At 64.4% G+C, this 17,080-nt stretch carries 9 protein-coding genes and 1 tRNA gene; 5 read left to right on the top strand and 5 right to left on the bottom strand.

Features of this window, described 5'->3' with window-relative positions:
- Window positions 1-100: 100 nt before the first annotated feature.
- Entirely contained in the window at window positions 101-1,051 is a 951-nt protein-coding gene (locus tag AB0J69_RS40395; RefSeq protein ID WP_364129089.1) for a cobalamin biosynthesis protein, read from the bottom strand.
- Complete coding sequence (locus tag AB0J69_RS40400; RefSeq protein ID WP_364129091.1) at window positions 1,035-1,832, bottom strand: aminoglycoside phosphotransferase family protein; 798 nt, start codon at window positions 1,830-1,832, stop codon at window positions 1,035-1,037. The genes AB0J69_RS40395 and AB0J69_RS40400 overlap by 17 nt, the downstream gene beginning before the upstream one ends.
- A gap of 436 nt (window positions 1,833-2,268) precedes the next feature.
- On the opposite strand from AB0J69_RS40400, the gene AB0J69_RS40405 reads away from it, so the two are divergent.
- Both AB0J69_RS40405 and AB0J69_RS40410 read left to right on the top strand, forming a co-directional pair.
- On the top strand, window positions 2,269-2,589 hold the full coding sequence (locus AB0J69_RS40405) for a hypothetical protein (protein WP_364129092.1): 321 nt from the start codon (window positions 2,269-2,271) through the stop codon (window positions 2,587-2,589).
- 223 nt (window positions 2,590-2,812) lie between these two features.
- Window positions 2,813-2,886, top strand: a tRNA-Arg gene (locus tag AB0J69_RS40410).
- Window positions 2,887-3,094: 208 nt separating this feature from the next.
- On the opposite strand, the gene AB0J69_RS40415 is transcribed toward AB0J69_RS40410, so the two are convergent.
- Window positions 3,095-4,660 (bottom strand): tyrosine-type recombinase/integrase, encoded by a 1,566-nt coding sequence (locus tag AB0J69_RS40415; protein WP_364129095.1) that lies wholly within the window; start codon window positions 4,658-4,660, stop codon window positions 3,095-3,097.
- Window positions 4,661-6,179: 1,519 nt separating this feature from the next.
- On the opposite strand from AB0J69_RS40415, the gene AB0J69_RS40420 reads away from it, so the two are divergent.
- From AB0J69_RS40420 to AB0J69_RS40430, 3 genes are all read left to right on the top strand, one after another.
- Window positions 6,180-7,175, top strand: a complete 996-nt coding sequence (locus AB0J69_RS40420; RefSeq protein WP_364129225.1) for an alpha/beta hydrolase — start codon at window positions 6,180-6,182, stop codon at window positions 7,173-7,175.
- Window positions 7,176-7,298: 123 nt separating this feature from the next.
- On the top strand, window positions 7,299-11,504 hold the full coding sequence (locus AB0J69_RS40425) for an SNF2-related protein (RefSeq protein WP_364129098.1): 4,206 nt from the start codon (window positions 7,299-7,301) through the stop codon (window positions 11,502-11,504).
- Window positions 11,504-12,079 carry a hypothetical protein gene (locus tag AB0J69_RS40430; RefSeq protein WP_364129101.1) on the top strand — a complete coding sequence of 192 codons (576 nt, stop codon included), beginning with the start codon at window positions 11,504-11,506 and terminating at the stop codon, window positions 12,077-12,079. Before AB0J69_RS40425 ends, AB0J69_RS40430 begins: the two co-directional genes overlap by 1 nt.
- 19 nt (window positions 12,080-12,098) lie before the next feature.
- Here AB0J69_RS40430 and AB0J69_RS40435 read toward each other — a convergent pair whose 3' ends face one another.
- Complete coding sequence (locus AB0J69_RS40435) at window positions 12,099-13,529, bottom strand: hypothetical protein (protein ID WP_364129103.1); 1,431 nt, start codon at window positions 13,527-13,529, stop codon at window positions 12,099-12,101.
- Window positions 13,522-16,911: an AAA domain-containing protein gene (locus tag AB0J69_RS40440; protein WP_364129105.1), complete on the bottom strand. Its 3,390-nt coding sequence runs from the start codon at window positions 16,909-16,911 to the stop codon at window positions 13,522-13,524. Before AB0J69_RS40440 ends, AB0J69_RS40435 begins: the two co-directional genes overlap by 8 nt.
- Window positions 16,912-17,080: the final 169 nt, after the last annotated feature.

Here is a 17,080-nt window from a genome sequence, read left to right on the forward strand (position 1 = left end):
CTTCCACGGTCTGCCGCCGTCCCACGTCCACGTACCGCTGTCGCGCTTCCACGGCCCACTGCCCTCCCTGCGACGGGTCATCGGGGAGCCGCCGCGCCACTCATCGGGGGGCCGCCGTGCCGCGGAGAGCCCGGAGCGCCCAGGCGGTGGCGACGGCCGCGCCGGCCGCGGCCAGGCTCACCGCGCGGGTCAGGCGGACGGCGCGCCGGATGTCCTTGACGTCCGGCCTGGGCCCGTCGCCCATCGTGGGCCGCTCCTCGGTCCGTCCGCCATAGACGTTCCGCCCGCCCAGCGTCACCCCGAGCGCGCCGGCGAACGCGGCCTCGCATCGGCCGGCGTTCGGGCTGGGGTGCCGGTGCCCGTCCCTGCGCAGCACGGCCCGCGCCCGCACCGGATCCGGCCCGGTCAGGACGGTGAGCACGCCGGTCACCCGTGCCGGTACGTAGTTCGCCACGTCGTCGAGCCGCGCGGCCGCCCAGCCGAAACGTTCGTAGCGGGGGGAGCGGTGCCCGATCATCGCGTCCAGCGTGTTGATCGCCCGGTACGCCAGCAACCCCGGAACCCCCGCCACCGCACCCCAGAACAGCGGCGCCACGACGGCGTCGGAGGTGTTCTCGGCCAGCGACTCCACCGTGGCCCGTGCCAGCTCGGGCGACTCCAGGTGGCGGGGATCCCGGCCGCAGAGGTGGGGAAGGCGGGCCCTGGCGCGTTCCAGGTCGTCGTGTTCGAGGGCGTCGGCCATGTGGTCGCCCTCGCGGGCGAGCGTGGTGCCACCGAGCACGGCCCAGGTGGCCACGGCCGTCATCGCCGTACGGGCGACGGGGTTGCGGACCTTCCGCATGGCCAGCCCGCCGAGCGCGGCCACGCCGCCCACGCACACGGCCACGTGCAGCACGCCAGGTGGCCTGCCGTCCGCGTACAGGGACTTCTCCAGCCTGCCCGCGGCGCGCCCGAACAGCGCGACGGGGTGGGCGGAGCTCTGCGGGTCGGCGAGGAGCCGGTCGAGGGCCACGCCGAGGGCGAGCCCCAGGGGGTCATACCAGATGGGCATGAAGCTCATCTTCGTGCACGTCCAGCCAGGCGCCGGCACGGCGGATGCGTTCGCCGGCGCCGCCCGCCCACATCCTCGCCCAGTTGCCGCCGGCCGTGGCGCGGGTGCGCATGACGGTGTAGGAGCGGTGGAAGCGCAGCCTGGCCAGCTCGAGGAGGCGGCGGCGCTCGCGGGGCGGCACCCCGTACACGTCGCAGAACAGGCGCAGGCGGGCGCCCACGTCGACGGTGCGGAGGAGCGGGGCGCGGTCGACGGGGTCGGAGATGGGGGCCCAGTGGCGGAGGGTGGTGACGATGTCGAAGAGCCGGGTCGTCGGACGGGCCAGATCAAAGTCGATCATCGCGTACGGGGTGGGGGAGTGGCGCCCCTCGACCCGAAAGATCACGTTTGCCGGCGTTAAATCACAATGCCCGATCACTTCTGGCGCTCGGTCGTCATTCGACCCGCCTTCCCACCCCTCCCGCGTCAGCGGGAACCCGGCCGTCGCATCGTGATACCGGCGCAGCAACCCGGCCAGCCCGGCCAGCGCCTCATCGGTCACCGTCTCGAGCCGGAGCCCGGTCGTACCCGGGAGGAAGGTGAGGATCTCGCGACCGAGCTCGTCCGTGCCGATCACCCTGGGAGCACCGCCGAACCCGGCCGCTTCCAGGTGTCTGAGCAGGGCGTGCACGGCGGGTGTCGACGTACTGGCCGGTCTGCGCACGGTGTCTCCGACGCGCACCACCCCGTCTGTCACGTCCCCGCCCTGCAGGGGAATCTCATGCAGGAGCGTCGCGAACATGCCAAGACAGCTTAGACCTGTTTGCCCCACCCCCGCCCGGCGTTTTTCCAACCGGAGAACCGCGCCTCCGGCCCGCCGGCCTGGCGATTCATGCCGATCCTGCTGACGCCGGCGGCGTTCCTCATGACGCCGCTCGGCGGGCTGTCCGCCGACTCGCGTCGGCACGCGCCGCACCTCGCCATGGGGTTCGCGGCCGACGTGATGCTGGGCGTGGTCGCCTTTCGACCCCGTCCCCGAAGCCCTCGCCCTCGTCCTCGTCCTGGCCCCTCGCTCTGGCCCCTCGCCCTCGTCCTGGCTTCGCTCTGGCCCTCGCTCTGGCCCCTCGCCCTGGCCCTCGCCCTGGCGCCCTCGCCTCACCCCGGGCGCACAGACGTACCCCTGCCCATGCTCATGGTCGCGCTGGCGTTCCTGGCCATCCACATCGTGGGAGCGCTCGATGGGCATGCACGACGCCCACGAGGGCGACTACGCCGCCCACCGCCACACCCGAGCCAGCGTCGGCCTCACCGCGGGCTCGGCCCTGATCATCCACAGTCTCCTGGGCGGAGCGGTCATCGGTGCCGCCAACCAGGCGGACGCGCCGCTGGCCGCGGCGGTGGCGATCGGAGTAATCGCTCACGTTTTCACGGACGGCTTCAACGCGTACACGATCACGTCCCTGCACGGCAACGCCCGCCGCCGCGCCCTCATCTTCCTGACCCCGGACGCCCTCGCCCCGCTACGGGAGCCACCTCACCGCCCTCCACACCATCCCTGACGGAGTCCTGGGGGCGTACCTCGGGCGTTTCTCCGGTTTCCTCCTCTACTTGGCCACGTCCGATATTCTCCCTGAGACCCACACGCCGAGACACGCCACGGGCTGGACGCGGTCGGCTACCGTGCTGGGGACGCTGTTCATGTGGGGTGTGACCGGGTTGACAGGCTGACACGGGGAAAACGTGTGCATGACATGTCGCCGGATCATGCACAATAAGGCGGGAGCGCCCTTAGCTCAGCTGGATAGAGCACCGGACTTCTAATCCGACGGTCGCAGGTTCGAATCCTGCAGGGCGCGCTTTGATCATGGTCTGACCTGCGGCGATGTGGGATCGGACTCGTTCTAGAATTTTCGTCTAGCGGTTGCGTGCTCTATACGTGCTCGCCCGCACCAACCCCGCACACACCATGATCCATTCGCCACCTCCGACTGCTGGAGCAAGAGCAGCGGCCCCGCCTCGCCGCGAGCAGGCGGCGAATGCGGGGCCGGATGCTTAATCCGACTGTCAACTCCTCAGCGAGATGAGTTTCCCAGCCTCGGCCTGGTCTTCCTCACCGAACAGCAAGGCAGCCGTCTTCTCGGCCGCGGCCGTGGCCACCTGCGGGTAGACGGAGGTGTAGGTGTCGGCAGTGAAGGCGCTGGACGTATGGCCCAGGGTCTCCTGCACGACCTTCATCTCCACCCCGGCCGCCAGCATCAGCGAGGCCGCGCCATGGCGGAGATCATGGAGCCGGATGGGTGGCAGGCCGGCGAGGTAGGCCAGCCACAGGAACTGGTCGGAGACATGCTGGGGATGCAGCCGGTTGCCGTCCGGTTGGGTGAATGCGAATCCGGTGTCGGTCCATGCCTCGCCCATGACCAGCCGTTCCTGCAGTTGCTGTTGCCGGTGGGCGCGCAGCACCTGTGCGGTGTCGGTGTCCAGGGCGATGGTTCGGACCGAGGCGTCGGTCTTCGGGGTGCCTTCATGCACCTCCCAGGCCAGCTGTACGAGTTGCCAGTTCACGGTCAGGGTGTGGCGGTCGAGGTCGACCTCCTTCCAGCGGAGCCCGCACGCCTCGCCCCGGCGCAGGCCGCGCAATGCGATCAGCTGGTAGAGCGCGAACAGCCGGTGCCGTCGGGCTTCCTCGAGGAACAGGCGGGTCTGGGCGGGCGTCCACACCATCACCGATGAGGGGCGCGGCACGCTGGTGTAGGCGTCGATCGGATCGACCCGCCGTCCACCCCGGCGTTGCTTCTCCCTCTCACGGTAGATGCGGTAGTCGGTCTGCCAGGCGCGGACGCGGTCCTCGGTCCACACCAGCGGCTTGGGCCGGGTGTAGGCGGCCATCTCCAAGACCGCGGCGGGGTTGAAGTCGATCAGCCGGTCTTGCCGCATGGCCACGTTGAGCGCGTGCCGCAGAGTGGCGCGGATGCGGTGCATAGTGGCGACGCTGATCGGCCGCCGGTACTTCACGGTGGCCCGGACCTTCGGGTCGGGGTCGGTGCGGCGTTCGGCGATGGTGTCGTTGAACTCCTCGATCTGCTCGAACATCAACGCGATGTCGCTGACCTTGAGCTGATCCAACCGCAGCCGCCCCAGATAGGGGGTGAGGTAGAGGCGGATGTGGCCCTCGTAGGAGCGGCGGGTGGTCTCCTCGATCTTCCGCTTGCGGTTGAGGAACTCGGCCAGCCACTGCTCGACGGTGATCTCCTGAGTCAGATGCTGCCCACTCTTGACCTTCCGGCGAACCGTGTCCGCGTCCGGCAGCGTGTCGGTCTCGGCCAGCGTCCGCTTGATCAGATCGGCGATCTGGGTACGGGTCGCCGGCTCGCGTGGATCGGCCAGCGCCAGCAGGTCACGCACGCGGCCGAGTTCGTCCTTGGCGGCGTCCAGGGTGGCGAAGCCTCCGCGCCGCAGCGGCCCGCGCCGCTTACCGTCAGGTCCTGGCGGGAGTTCGATCTGGTAGTTCCAGATGCCGTGCCGGTAGCTCCATCCGCCGTCGGCACGGCGCAGCTTGGGGCATTGCTGCCCAAGTGCCTTGCCGTCGCGGTCGCGGCAGGAGCAGCGTTTGAAGGTGCGTCCCTCGGCCATGGTGGTGCCTGTCCTATTCTCTTCGGTGCTGTTGGTCGGGGCCGGTGTGGTGGTGAGCAGGGGCGGGGTGGCGCTCAGCTCTGGAAGCGGCCGGTGAAGGGACTGATCGCCCTGTTCGAAGGGCGTGCCTTCCGGTAGACCTGTTCCAGACACGCACCCCGCGCTATCCCGTTCAGCCATGGCCCTGGTGGTGGCTGGCTACGGGCGCACGGCGGTTCCTGTCGCCCGTGCCGCCGTCTGTACGGCGTGGAGCGCCGGGGCCGCGTGCTCGTCCGGCCCGGCCGATGCGGGTGGCGTGATCGGGCGAGCACGCTCGTGGTCATCACCCCGCCGCATCGATGGCCGTGCCGGACAGGGCGTATCGACGCCCACCTGGATGGCGTTGGTCAAGGCCGAATCCGACGGTCAACGCCGGGCCGGGGTTCCGGCGGTCTTCGCACGGCGTCGCCGTCGGCTCAGTGCTCTCCGCTTCGAGGCGCCACGGAGCAAGGACGGTTGTCACCGCAGGAATGCGCCCATGTGTGCGAGCGAGATGAGAAGCCGTTTCCAGGGTGCTGGCCTGGAATGACCGTGCAGTCGCTGCCGGCCCGGTGGGGCGCTTCGATCGGCAGATGAGCACCGTCGGTCGTGCTGAACGGTATGGTCCGCGGTTCGCGTGGTACGGCGGACAATGTGGTTCGGTGGTGTTGCGGAGTCGTGCGGTGAAGTCATGGCGGTGTGGCCGGATCACCTGGACCACCTGATCCCTGTCACCTTTATAAATACCTGCGATCAGGCCCGGCTTCGGACCGCGGGCAAGGCAAAGGTTCGATCGTGATTACCAGACAAAGCGCCCGTATCCGGCGCACACTCCCCGTTTCCTCGACTGGCGGTTGCCTGCTTCGATCTGGCGAGCGGACGGTTATGGCGGCCAGCAGGATGTGGGCGACGGTCGTTGGTAGCTAGCGCGCCTGCGGATTAAAAGTCGGCAGCTCTTGTGCTGTCCTCTACCGCAGCGTATCTCAATGTATCGCTCTGTCCACAAATACGGTTGCCAAAAATGTCCAAGAATCGCACCCGGTGTTCGCCGGTGCCGTTGGCCGAAGAGCATGTGACGAGCATGTGGATGCGGGGCCCGCGGCCGCCCGCCATAGCTTGTGGTGAGCCCTTGACCGTTCGATTTGTTCCGTTATGGCCGTATTGTCATTCGCCCTTTGTTGGGTGCGATTCCGGAGAACCGAGGTATTCGAGGAGAGTGTCGAACGAGGCGACTCAGCAGGCTCATCTGCGACAGGCCGACGGCATGCGGTCCATCGAACTGGCCAGGCTAAAGCGGCGTCACCAGCCCGTACCCACGTCAAGCTGGCTGAGGGGCAGACAGCAGCGCTGGTCGCGTCTACCTTCGAATTCGAAGGGAGCCCGCCACGGGCAGGCGCGACAATAAGTCGGATGGGATGACATGATGCCTCGCTATACCACCCTCGCTCTTGTCTCCATCGCTGTCATCACAGCAGGCGTCGTCAGTGCCCTGTACCAGAAGATGGCTGAGCGTGCCGACGTCCGGCGCTTTCCTCCGCCTGGCCGACTCGTCACCGTTCGAGGTCGCCGTGTCCACGTGTGGGCGGAGGGTGAGGCGGGGCCGACCGTCGTCATCCTGCCTGGCATGACGGACAACGGTTTGGGCTGGGTCAGAGTGCGGCGGGGATTGGTCCCCGGCCGGCGGGTGTGGCAGTACGACCGGGCGGGACTCGGCTGGAGCCAGGCCGCTCCGTGGTGGGAGTGGCGCGGCTCCCTGGCGCTGGCTGATGAGCTGCATGAGGTGCTGGAGGCTTCAGGAGAGCCCGGCCCGTTTCTGCTGGTAGGTCATTCGATGGGCGGAGAGATCGCGCGCGTCTACGCAGCCCGCCACCCTGACCAGGTCGCGGGAATGGTGCTGGTTGACGCGCCCTCTGAACGCATGACCTGGATGGTCGACGAATTCGGTTGGCGGCGATATGGGCCCCTGAAGCACTGGAAGAAGGCGCTTGTCTACGCCTTGATGCCCTGCGGCCTCGTTCGCGCGCGGCTGCGTCTGGCGATCCTGCGGGGGCAGGAGCCGGAATTGCTGCACAGAATGCGGCAGCGAGTCCCGGCCGAGCTGGTGGAGTTGGCTCTGGCACTGGAGCTGACGAGCGGGCAGCGTCGCGCCGAGGTCATGGAGGATCTCGGGCGGACAGGGGTGGCCAAGGCCCTGGAGGCCGAACGCTCGCATATGGGCGATCTGCCGCTGACGGTCATCTCCAAGGCGCCGCACCCGGCCCCGGGCACCTACTACTACGAATACTTCGCCAGCAGGCCACCGGACGTGGCGGAGCGCTATAACCGGGTCTGGGGACGCATTCAAGCGGATCTGGCCCGCTTGTCCAACAACAGTACGCTCGTCGTCGCCGAGCGAGCCGCGCATAACATCCAGGTCGATGAGCCCGAGCTGATTATTAAGGCCATCGCCGAGACGTGTGCGAAGGTGCGGGCGGTGGATTGGGGCGGCCGCGCCTGATCTACATAGGTTCGTAATTGTGCCGGACTGGCGGACACATTATATTACCGAAGCTGAACGTCTTCTTGGTCGATTCGCGGGAGGCGAGGTCGGTTAGAATCGGCGACCGTCCACGTCCTTCAAGTGAAGCGGCTGTCCATGTCTACTGGCGATGAGCACCAATACTCCTTTGACAGTTCTCCCGCTCCGGTGTTCTCGAAAGAACTCGAGCGCAGGCTGATGAAGGGTCCGACAGATCCGACGTTTGCGCGCGCAGTCGTCAAGCGGGCCCATGATGGTAAGCTCACGTTGAAAGACCTGCGATTGCTTCTTTTTGGGCCTCGTCGGGATGAGAGCTGGGAGCAGCCGCGGAGATCTGCTTTCGAGGTCCTTGAAAGAAGACCAGAATTCGTCAGGTCGATCATAGCCATGCAGCAACAGATTGCTGGCTTCCAGATCCCGGACCTGGCCGATGAAAAGCAAGGCCCAGACCATGCCCCCTCATTTTTGGCGCGGGGGTCAATTACGATAGACGGCAAGGTCCGATACGGACATCCTCGCGCGGCGAAGTCACTCAAAGCAGCCAGGCAGAAGGCGCTAGTCAGTGTGGTGGAGTGCGTAGCTGGACTTGAGTCGTTCGCAACTCAACCGGACACGGACTCTCCGACTACGAGCAGAGAGGAAGTCGCTCAAGTATGTAGGTCAACTTTTGACAGCGACGGCTTCTTTCGCAAGTTGAGAGAAGAGGTGGCTAGGAAAGATCCTGCCAGCGAGTTCCTGGCATGCGTCATCGAGCGGGCCCGCTGCGGCGTTTTGGATGCTAGAGAACTCAGGCTCATCATGATGGTTGCCAGGGGAAAGGCATGGCGACCCGCTCGCGTTGCTGCCCTTTTTGCTACCGCCTGGACTCCTGGTGTGATGGCAGAGATTGTTGCGCTAGATTCAGAGGATCTGCCTGAACCTCGATTTGTTTGTGGAGGAGCCTCGGTGGTGGCTGCTGGCGCCGGGTTCACCGCAGAGGCGGTCTTGGATGTAGAGGGAGTGGTTCTGCGTAGCCGTCCTCTGGTCACCGCGTCCAAGAAGCAAGCGCGAAAGATCGCCCTTCTTGACGTTCTCGCGCAACACATCGGAATTGACGATTGGATTTCGCGATCAAATAGTGAGCGAAATCCTTGGCGGGCCGCGGTGAACCAGTACAGCGACAGAGTCCCCACCAAGGTGCTTATGTCCTACGCGCGGGAAGGGCTTATAAGTAAACTTGTCTATGTACCGAATCCTGGCGGGTCGTACACCGGCTCCTGTACACACTTCGGAACGGATCTTCAGGTCCACGGGTTGGCATCGACAAAGGCCCAGGCAAAGTTTGCTGCCACCAAAGAGATGATCGTGCTGCTCAACCGTCTGGTAGAGAAGAGTTCCCTGCCGGAAGCTGAGCAGCATGCCCCGTCACCGCCTTGCCCTGCTGCAGCAGTCCCAGTCCCCGCTCCGCGAGCAGAAAGCGATCCGCTTCCACCCCGGGAAAAGAATCCAACGATCACCAGCGCTCCCCACTCCCTGTGGCAAGAGGCCCTGGAAGATGGGTGGGCACTGACTTTCGATCCGGCGCCGTTGCCTGAGCAAGCCTGCTTCTTGGTATACCGCCCCCCGGGAGCGCCGATCAAAGCGGCGGAGTCGCGGGCTGCCTGCTTGGTGGAGCGGGCGCTCATGTCGGACCAAGGTCGTATCAGAACAGAATGCCTGATGGTTGACCCTGTGGCCATGGCAACAGCGGTGGCGACGCATGCTGTGACCCTGACAGGCGTCACGGGCCACGCTTGGGAGGCGATCATCCGGCTTGGCCTCGACCTCCTGGCCGAGGAACTGCCGTATCCAACTCTCGACAGTTCTGGCTACCCCACGTGGAGCCTGGCTATCCTGCCCTCACCGTGGCGTGAACGAGTCCAAGACATGGCCGAGCACCTACCTCACGATGCCTGCTGTGTCCCCAGGCCGAACTCCTCCGCGATGGAGGTGGTGCAAGCATTTCTTACCGCCTTGGCCAACGGCTTCGTGTCCTCACCAGGTGCATCCCTTCTTCTGGGCGACGCGCCATTCGCGTCAACCTCCTCACGGCCGCATGCCTATCTACGCCAGTGGGCGGACGCCATCGAGGAGAAGCTGGATGCTGGCCTCACCCCTGGAATCGTTCTTCACGTCCAGCCGCCCATCAGCGAGAGCACACCGCGGCTGTCGGTCGCATTGCGTCTACGCCGACCGGAAGAGCCCATAGAACAGGCAGTTGACGCTGCCGCTATCTGGGCTGGGCAGGTCTCATGGCCCGAGCCACGGGCTGTTCTCGCTCAGCGCGTACGGCGGAAGCTTCGGGCCGCGGCCGAACATTGCCCGCCCTTGGCGCGGCTGGCTGCCCATCAGCACCTCACCGCACTGCTCATATCCGCCCACGCGGCTGCAGAGCTTGCCGGGCTTGCTCGGCAGGAACTTGAAAAGCTTGGTGTCCATATCGAGTTGCAAGGTGAGTGGATTCAGCACCTCGATGCCCGTGTCATCGTGGGCGCTAAGTCACCCTCTCCATGGGAAGAGGGGCTGTTCACACTGGGCTCGTTGATCGACTGCCGTTGGCACATTGCCGCGGACGGCAGCCTACTGACGGACGCTGAGATGCAAGCTCTTGCGGAAGCGCAACGTCCGCTGATGAGACTACGAAATCGGTGGATCCTCATCGATCCAATGATCCGTAAACGAGCGCGCAATCCTGAGATCCGCCGCCTTCGCGGGCCAGAAGCGCTCCTGCACATCCTGCAAGGAAGCATCTCCATAGAAGGCCACCCCCACGCCTGCGAACCAGTCGACGGAGTCGCTGAGCTCCTTCACCGTTTGCAGAGGAAGGACCAAACCCGCAGCCTTCTGCCCCAGCCCGAGGCCCTTGAAAGACCACTTCACGATCATCAGCATCGAGGCCTGAACTGGCTAGCCGATCTGTGTGCTTTTGGCTTTGGAGCTTGCTTGGCCGATGCCCCAGGAACCGGAAAGTCCGCGATCGCCATTGCATTTCACCACTACCTCATGGCGCAAGGGGTTCCGCATCCGACACTCCTTCTTTGCCCGACGAGTCTGATTGCGCAGTGGGCGCGTGAGTTCGAGGACTTCGCCCCGGGCACGCCAACCATCCGGTATCACGGCGGTAACCGCTCTCTCGGCAAACTTCGATCAAACTCCGTTGTGATCACCAGCTATCACACTCTCGCGGCCAGCCATGACGATCTCATCACCGATCGTCAATGGGGCTTGGTTGTTGCAGACGAGGCGCAGACAATCAAGAACGGCAGCACCGGCAACGCGCGCTTCGCACGTTCAATTCACAGCATTACTCGCCTCGCGCTCTCTGGCACTCCCTTGGAAAATACCGTCGAAGAGCTCTGGACTATCATGGACTGGGCCAACCCCGGACTCTTCGGCGACTTGTCGCAGTTTCGCCGACTGCATGGTAGCCAGTCTGACCGTCACGATCGCGAGGCCATCGCCCGCGTGCAAAGCCTGATTCAACCGTTCATGCTGCGCCGCACTAAGAGTGATCCGGCAATCAGCGTGAACTTCACGAATAAGATCGAGATCACGCACGTGGTGACGCTGTCGGATGAACAGCGAGGCATGTATGAGAATCACGTCCAAGACGCATTTGCGCAAGTTGAGCAGTCGACAGGAACAAGCTCTCGCGGGACGTCCGTTCTTGCATTGATTACCGGCTGCCGGCAGATAGCCAACTCGCCCGCACATTTCTATGAGGCGTCACCCAGCTCGTTTAGCGATCCTCGGATAAATGCTGCGCACTCGCCCAAACTCGCGCGACTAGAGAACATCATGAGCGATATTCGAGACCGCGGGCAGGCCGCTCTCGTCTTCACCAGTTACAAGGTGATGGCTAAACTCCTCGAAGCCCACCTTGCAGCGTGCGGATATCGAGTCATAGTATTCGATGGCGATGTGCACGCACGAGACCGAGAGACTCTCGTCGATTCATTCCAGGCAGGCGATGGTGACGTGATGATTCTTACCAAGAAGACCGGCGGAGTCGGGCTAAACCTAAGTCGAGCCAACCACGTGATCCACTTCGATCCGTTCTGGAATCCAGGAGTTGAGGATCAAGCCACCGACAGGGCACACCGACTTGGCCAGGCTCACGACGTGACAGTTCATTATCTCATCGCACGAGGCACGATCGAAGAGAAAATATTCGCCCGCGTCGTCAACAAGCGGTTGCTCGCGGCCAAGATCCTTCCTTCAGGCGAGCATGATCCTCGAGAATTTGACAACACGGAACTTCTCAACCTCGTAGGTTTGAGGTGCCGTTGATGGCCTGGAACATGCTGGATTGCGTCGAAGAGAACAATATCCCTGAGCCGCCGCCACAGGCGCCCACGCTGAGCATGCTGGCGCTCGTTATCAAAGACTCGGGTCAACGAGCGCGCTCCCTACGCGAGGGGAATGTTCCTGCCTCGGTTGATCCTGTCCTGGACCTTGTGCGGCTGCTGAACGACGTACCAGAACTCCCCCAAGAACACCTCCGTGTGGCGGCGGAGCGGGCGCAAGTGGCTCTCGCCCAACTTGCCCGCCTGCGCCTCGCCTACCGATACGGCGGCCTTGTTGGCGCACAAGTGGCCGCGTATCCGGCAGAAGCCCCGTCCCAGCGTCTGCACCAAGCAGCCGAAATGATTAACACTTTGAAGATCACGCCAAGACCCGATCTCAAAGTCCATCAGAACCGCATCACCGACTTGGCTAACGGGATTGAGATACGACTCGGCCCAGACGATCGTTGGTATCCCTTCACCATTCAGCAACATGAGTGGGCTCCTGCACCAGAACACAGCCAAGACGCCGTCGCAGCCTACCAAGCAGCAAGGGTCAGACGCTCCAGGAGACGGTGATGTCTGGTGCGCGCAACAATCAGTGCCTAGCGGCCGTGTCGGCTCGAGCGATCAGAGCGACATAGTGGTCGTACTGCTCGTCGACGTGCGCTTTGTCGCGGACGAGTGTTCCTTCCTCTGGTCGGTAGGTATGCGTGGGTTGGTCGCGGAACGACAGCCAGTCGAAGCCGCTGCTCACCCAGGCGTCGTCGAAGATCAGGATGTTGGGGTGCCGTTCGGCCACGTGAGCCACTGTGAGCTGGGGGTATCGGCGGGCTAGCGTGCGCAGCCGACTGAGAGCGCTCTTGTCATTGTGGGTGAGGTCGCTGCCAAGGCCGTAGGCGATGTGGGCGGTCAGGGTCGATCGGCGCAGCAGGGTCTCCATCTTGGCTATGAAATCGCCAGTGACTACGGCATCTCGCACGAACGGGGTGGCCAGCAGGAATCTAGTGCGGGCGGTCTCGAGCGCGGTCATCAGTAGTTCTCGGTGCTCGAACAGCGGCACTGAGCGGACTGTGAGGGCGTCCAGTTCGGCGCGGGCGGTGACGCTCTCATGTCTCTCGGTGTGCGACAAGACCGTGGAGGGTGTGCCATCGTCGGCTGGCAGCGGGGTGTCGGCCCGGCGTTGCAGGTCGCGAACGACGTCGTAGGGAGTGCGCTGCTGACGTAGCGGTGCCGGCAGGTCCGGCTCGCCGGCGGCGGGCGCGATTTCTATTTTAGTCCGTTCGAGTCCGCCGACCAGGTGCAATGCGCTGTCGTGGGGCTCGCTGAGCGTGTCGTCGACGACAAGGTTGAAGCGCTGGTCATCGGCCGTGTCTGAAATGAAGACCAGCAGCACTGCGGGCAAGTAGAGCCGCGGCTGGCGGGTGATCGCCTCGACACTAAGAAGTTCGATTTCCGGGCTGCCGTTGTCCTGCTGGGCCTGATGCAAGAGCTGATTGAGCCGCCGTGGGGTCACATCGCTGGTGGCCACTTCCGCAGTGCGAGCAGACGGAAGAATCAGCATGCCGAGCGCCTCGGCGTCGGCCCGGCTAACCAGATCGGATCGGCTATGCGGGGTCGGTTTCCACAGCAGCCGGTCGAACGCCGACTGGTACTCGGTGCGTTGCGGGGTAACCGTGGACAGTTCCTCGACCGCGCGCTGGCCGCCATAGGTAAGCAGGACCTTGTGTCCGCTCAGGCTGTCCGGCCGGTATTCGATGGTTTCGGCCGACAACTGGTGCACAACAGCGTCCGAGACAGTCGGCTCATCGATGCCCAGCACGGCCGCCATATTGCTGATCTTGTGGATGTCGTGGACAGCCAGTCGCAGCACGAACTCGTCCACCAGGTGGAGCTTTTTGCGTTGCTGCGCCACCACGTCGAGCGTGAGTAGAGACATCGGCACGGCCGCTTCGCCAGCGTAGGCGAGCTGGTAACCGGGGTGCTGGTCGCTGTAGCGGCGTGCCGCGATGATGGTGGTGTCAGCCATTGCTCGCGTCTCCGATCCTACAGGTGGCGCCATGTCGCCGAATGTGGGTCAGTACCTTGCTCAACGGGCCGCGTACCGATTCGCAGAATGAAGCGTCGCCGACGATGACCAGGCCGTATCGTGACCGGGACATGGCGACGTTGATGCGCCGCCAGTGCAGCGGTCCGAGGAACCCCAGCTTGCGCTGATTGTTGCTGCGGACCACGGAGTAGAGGGTGACGTCGGCTTCGCGTCCCTGCACGGCGTCGACGGTATTGACCTCGATCTCCAGCTTCTTCGATCGTAGACCGGCGGCAGCGTGTTGTAGCCGTTCCCTCTGCTTGCTGTAGGCGGTCAGCACCAAAACCCGCAAGGGTCCCCCGCCCGGCGGTGTGATGACGTCCTTCTCCAGCGCCGCTCGCAGGGTGGTGATTGTGCGGCGGATAACGTGTACTTCACGGTGGTTGACCATGCTGGTGCCGTCGGCTTGTTCGCGCCGATCTGGCATCGCGCCGGTGTCCAACCAGGTGACCGGCTTGTACAGCATGTCCCAGCCAGGCAGTGCATCTGTTGGCATTGACACTAGCTGACCTTCGTAGAAGCAAGCTGACACGAGGTCACCGATTCCGGGGACCATCCGGTACTGCTTGGTCAGCTGGTATTGGGCGGCGGCGGGCGCGTGGTCCAGCAGTCGTTGGAACAGGCTCTGCTCGATGTCAGCGCGTTCGAGGCCATGCCGCTCCATCAGCTCAGGATGGTCGAGGACCTCTTCTTGCATCGGCGGAAGCTGGTTGGAGTCGCCGACCAGCACCCATCGTTTGGATCTCGACAACGGCACCAAGGTTTCGGTCGCGGTCGCCTTCGACGCTTCGTCCAGGATGCACAGGTCAAACTGGAGGTCTCGGACGGCGGGGTGCGACAGGAATCCCAGACAGGTACCAGCGACTACCCTCGACGCGCGCAGCACCACGCCCTCCAGTTCGCGACCCGATTCGATCCGCTGGAACCACTCTGCTTGCAGGGTCAGCAGGTCGACGAGTTTGCGTAGCTGCTCATCCTCGCCAACGACGGCGTCGAAGGCGTCTCGGGCGATTTGCAAGGTCAATTTCTGCGGGAGGTCCAGATCACCGCCCAGGGCCAGGTTGGCCCGCTCGCGCAGATTTTCGATGCGGTCATCAAGCGCTTGGACACGATCGTTGAGCGAGGCAGTCTGCGCTTCGGCGTCCTGCTCTTCAGAATCGGGCAGTTGGCCATGCATGCTGCCAGATCTCGCATCGAGGCTGTCCAGCCGGGCTTGGGTATTGTCGAGTTCTCGCAGCGCCTCAATCAGTTCCAGGATCGCCGCCGCACCTTCCACATGACCGAGGTCGACGCCAAAAGCTGTGGCGCGTCGTTTCAGTTCAGCCTCGGCCCGCTGCCGGACCTCACGGATCATCCCGGGCATCTTCTGGTCGAGCAGATGCTCGCGGGCCTCAGCGGCGATCCGCGGGTCGTCGTCCTTGCCGAGCCTGACCAGATGGTCCACGCCCGCTTCGGAGAGTCGTACAAGTGCGTTGTCGACCGCGACGTGGGCCTGGCTGACCAGCAGGATCCGTGCGTCAGGCTTGCGCGCCAGCTCCTGCTGCACCAGTTCGGTGATGAAGCTCGTCTTGCCTGTTCCCGGGGGGCCCTTAAGTAGGAAGAAGTCGGCGCTGCCCATCGCGGTCATGACGGCGGTCTTCTTGTCGTCGTCCAGCGCTCTGCTCGACCACTTGTCGATCTTTCGGGCGATCGGGATAGCGATTCGCGTGGGGTCAAGCAGCAGCGAACGCAACTGCGGACGGACCGAGATCCCGGCGCGGACGTTGGCGACGGCCTCGCGCTGCCGACGCAACGCCGACGCAGTCGGCGCGGAGTGCCGTGCTAGCTCACCGGAGGGCGGTAGGCTCTTGATCTTTCTTGGGTAAGCGAGCGTGATGGTCGTGTCGTCCTGGGCGATTACGACGCCGGGACCACCGACGGGTCGTCCCGCCGGGCCGCGGCAGATCCGCTCCTTCCCCAGAAGGTCGGAGTCGCTGGTCTCGCGGAGGTGGAACCTGACGCGACGGCCATCGATGTCGATCGACTTGTACGCCAATGGCGTCTCCCGCTCGAATTCCAAGTTTTCCTTGGCTTCGAGCAGGTCGATCCATTTGTCGAACATCACGTTCTCGGCCCGACGGTACTTCTCGTCGTCCAACCGGATGTAATGGTCGTCGACGCCAGCAAGGACCAATTCTTTGGCCGCCATGGCCGCTGCGGGCGGCTGGGGGCGCGACGTCCACACGATCTGATCGCTGACCGGCCAGCCCCGCCGGCGCAGACCCTCAAGGACCGATTCAGCGGCGTGGTTGACCTTGGCCAGGACGAACTCGGGTCGGTCAGGCTGTACCGCGAGCCGCAGGCGACGCTCTCGGCCGATGAGTTCCAACGTGTCGATCGACACCTTACCGACGCTGTCGGTGTACCTCAGTAGATGAGCGCCTTGGGCTAGCTCACGCGTAAGGGCTTGCTCGATCGCATCGGAGTCGCGGTCCAGCGGCGGCGCGGCCAGTCTCCGCGCCGCGTCCTCGCTAACCCGCAATTGCAGCCGGTGGATGTACGTCGAGAAACGACGCTGACGGCTGGACTGGATCTCCCGTAGCCGGCTGCGCAACACCACCGCGTTCTGCGGCCTGGCCAGAGGGTCCAGGCTGGTGCACTGGGCGAGGAGCTTATGGACCTGTGGTGGTACGTCGAGGTCGGCCAACGCCGCCGGGATGTCGGGATAGTCATCGAACGGGCCGCTGGTTAGGCAACGCAAGGCGGTCGCGGCGAAACCCCACACGTCTCGGCTCGCGCTGGCCATGCCCCGCAGATCCGGTGGCGCGTACGGACGCGAGAAGTGCTCGACGAGCGTGAGCCCCGCGACCATCTGGCTACGGATCTTGCTGATACCGAAATCGGCTAGCTTAGGGGTGCCGTCCTCGGCGATCAGGATGTTCGCAGGCTTGACGTCGCGGTGAACGACGTCCCGTTGATGCGCGTGGGCAAGCGCCTCGACCAGCGGGAGCCCCCACTGGTCCGCAAAGTCGTCCCAACCCAGATCGCCATCCGCAGGCAGGACCTCGGGCAAATTCTTGTCCAACCAGGGCATGACTAGGTAGAACGCGTCCTCATTCTCATCTTCGCCGAAAGCGCGCAACGAGACGATGTTCGGGTGATCCAGCAGATAGAGGGCCTCTACCTCGCGGCGGAAGTACTCTTTTTGGATCTCATCGGCGTCGCGCCGCGAAATGAGCTTCAGGGCGACCTCGGTTCTATCCTCCCCGTCGATCGCCTTAACGATCTTGCCCTGGCCGCCGATGCGCTCGGCGTCGCCGCCGACGACATACCTGTTCGCCACAAGACGCAACGTTGAGTCCCCTCGCCGTGTTCGGGCGCAGGAAGCATATCGAAACCTAGGTCGAGCTGAACAGCCGTTCGAAGGCTGAGCGTGTCTGCTCAACACCAATCTGGCTCGTCGAGCCCATCACCTGACCATCACACCACCCCGAACGCCCGACCAACCTGGC

The organism is Nonomuraea sp. NPDC049709 (assembly GCF_040674815.1).
GTDB lineage: Bacteria > Actinomycetota > Actinomycetes > Streptosporangiales > Streptosporangiaceae > Nonomuraea.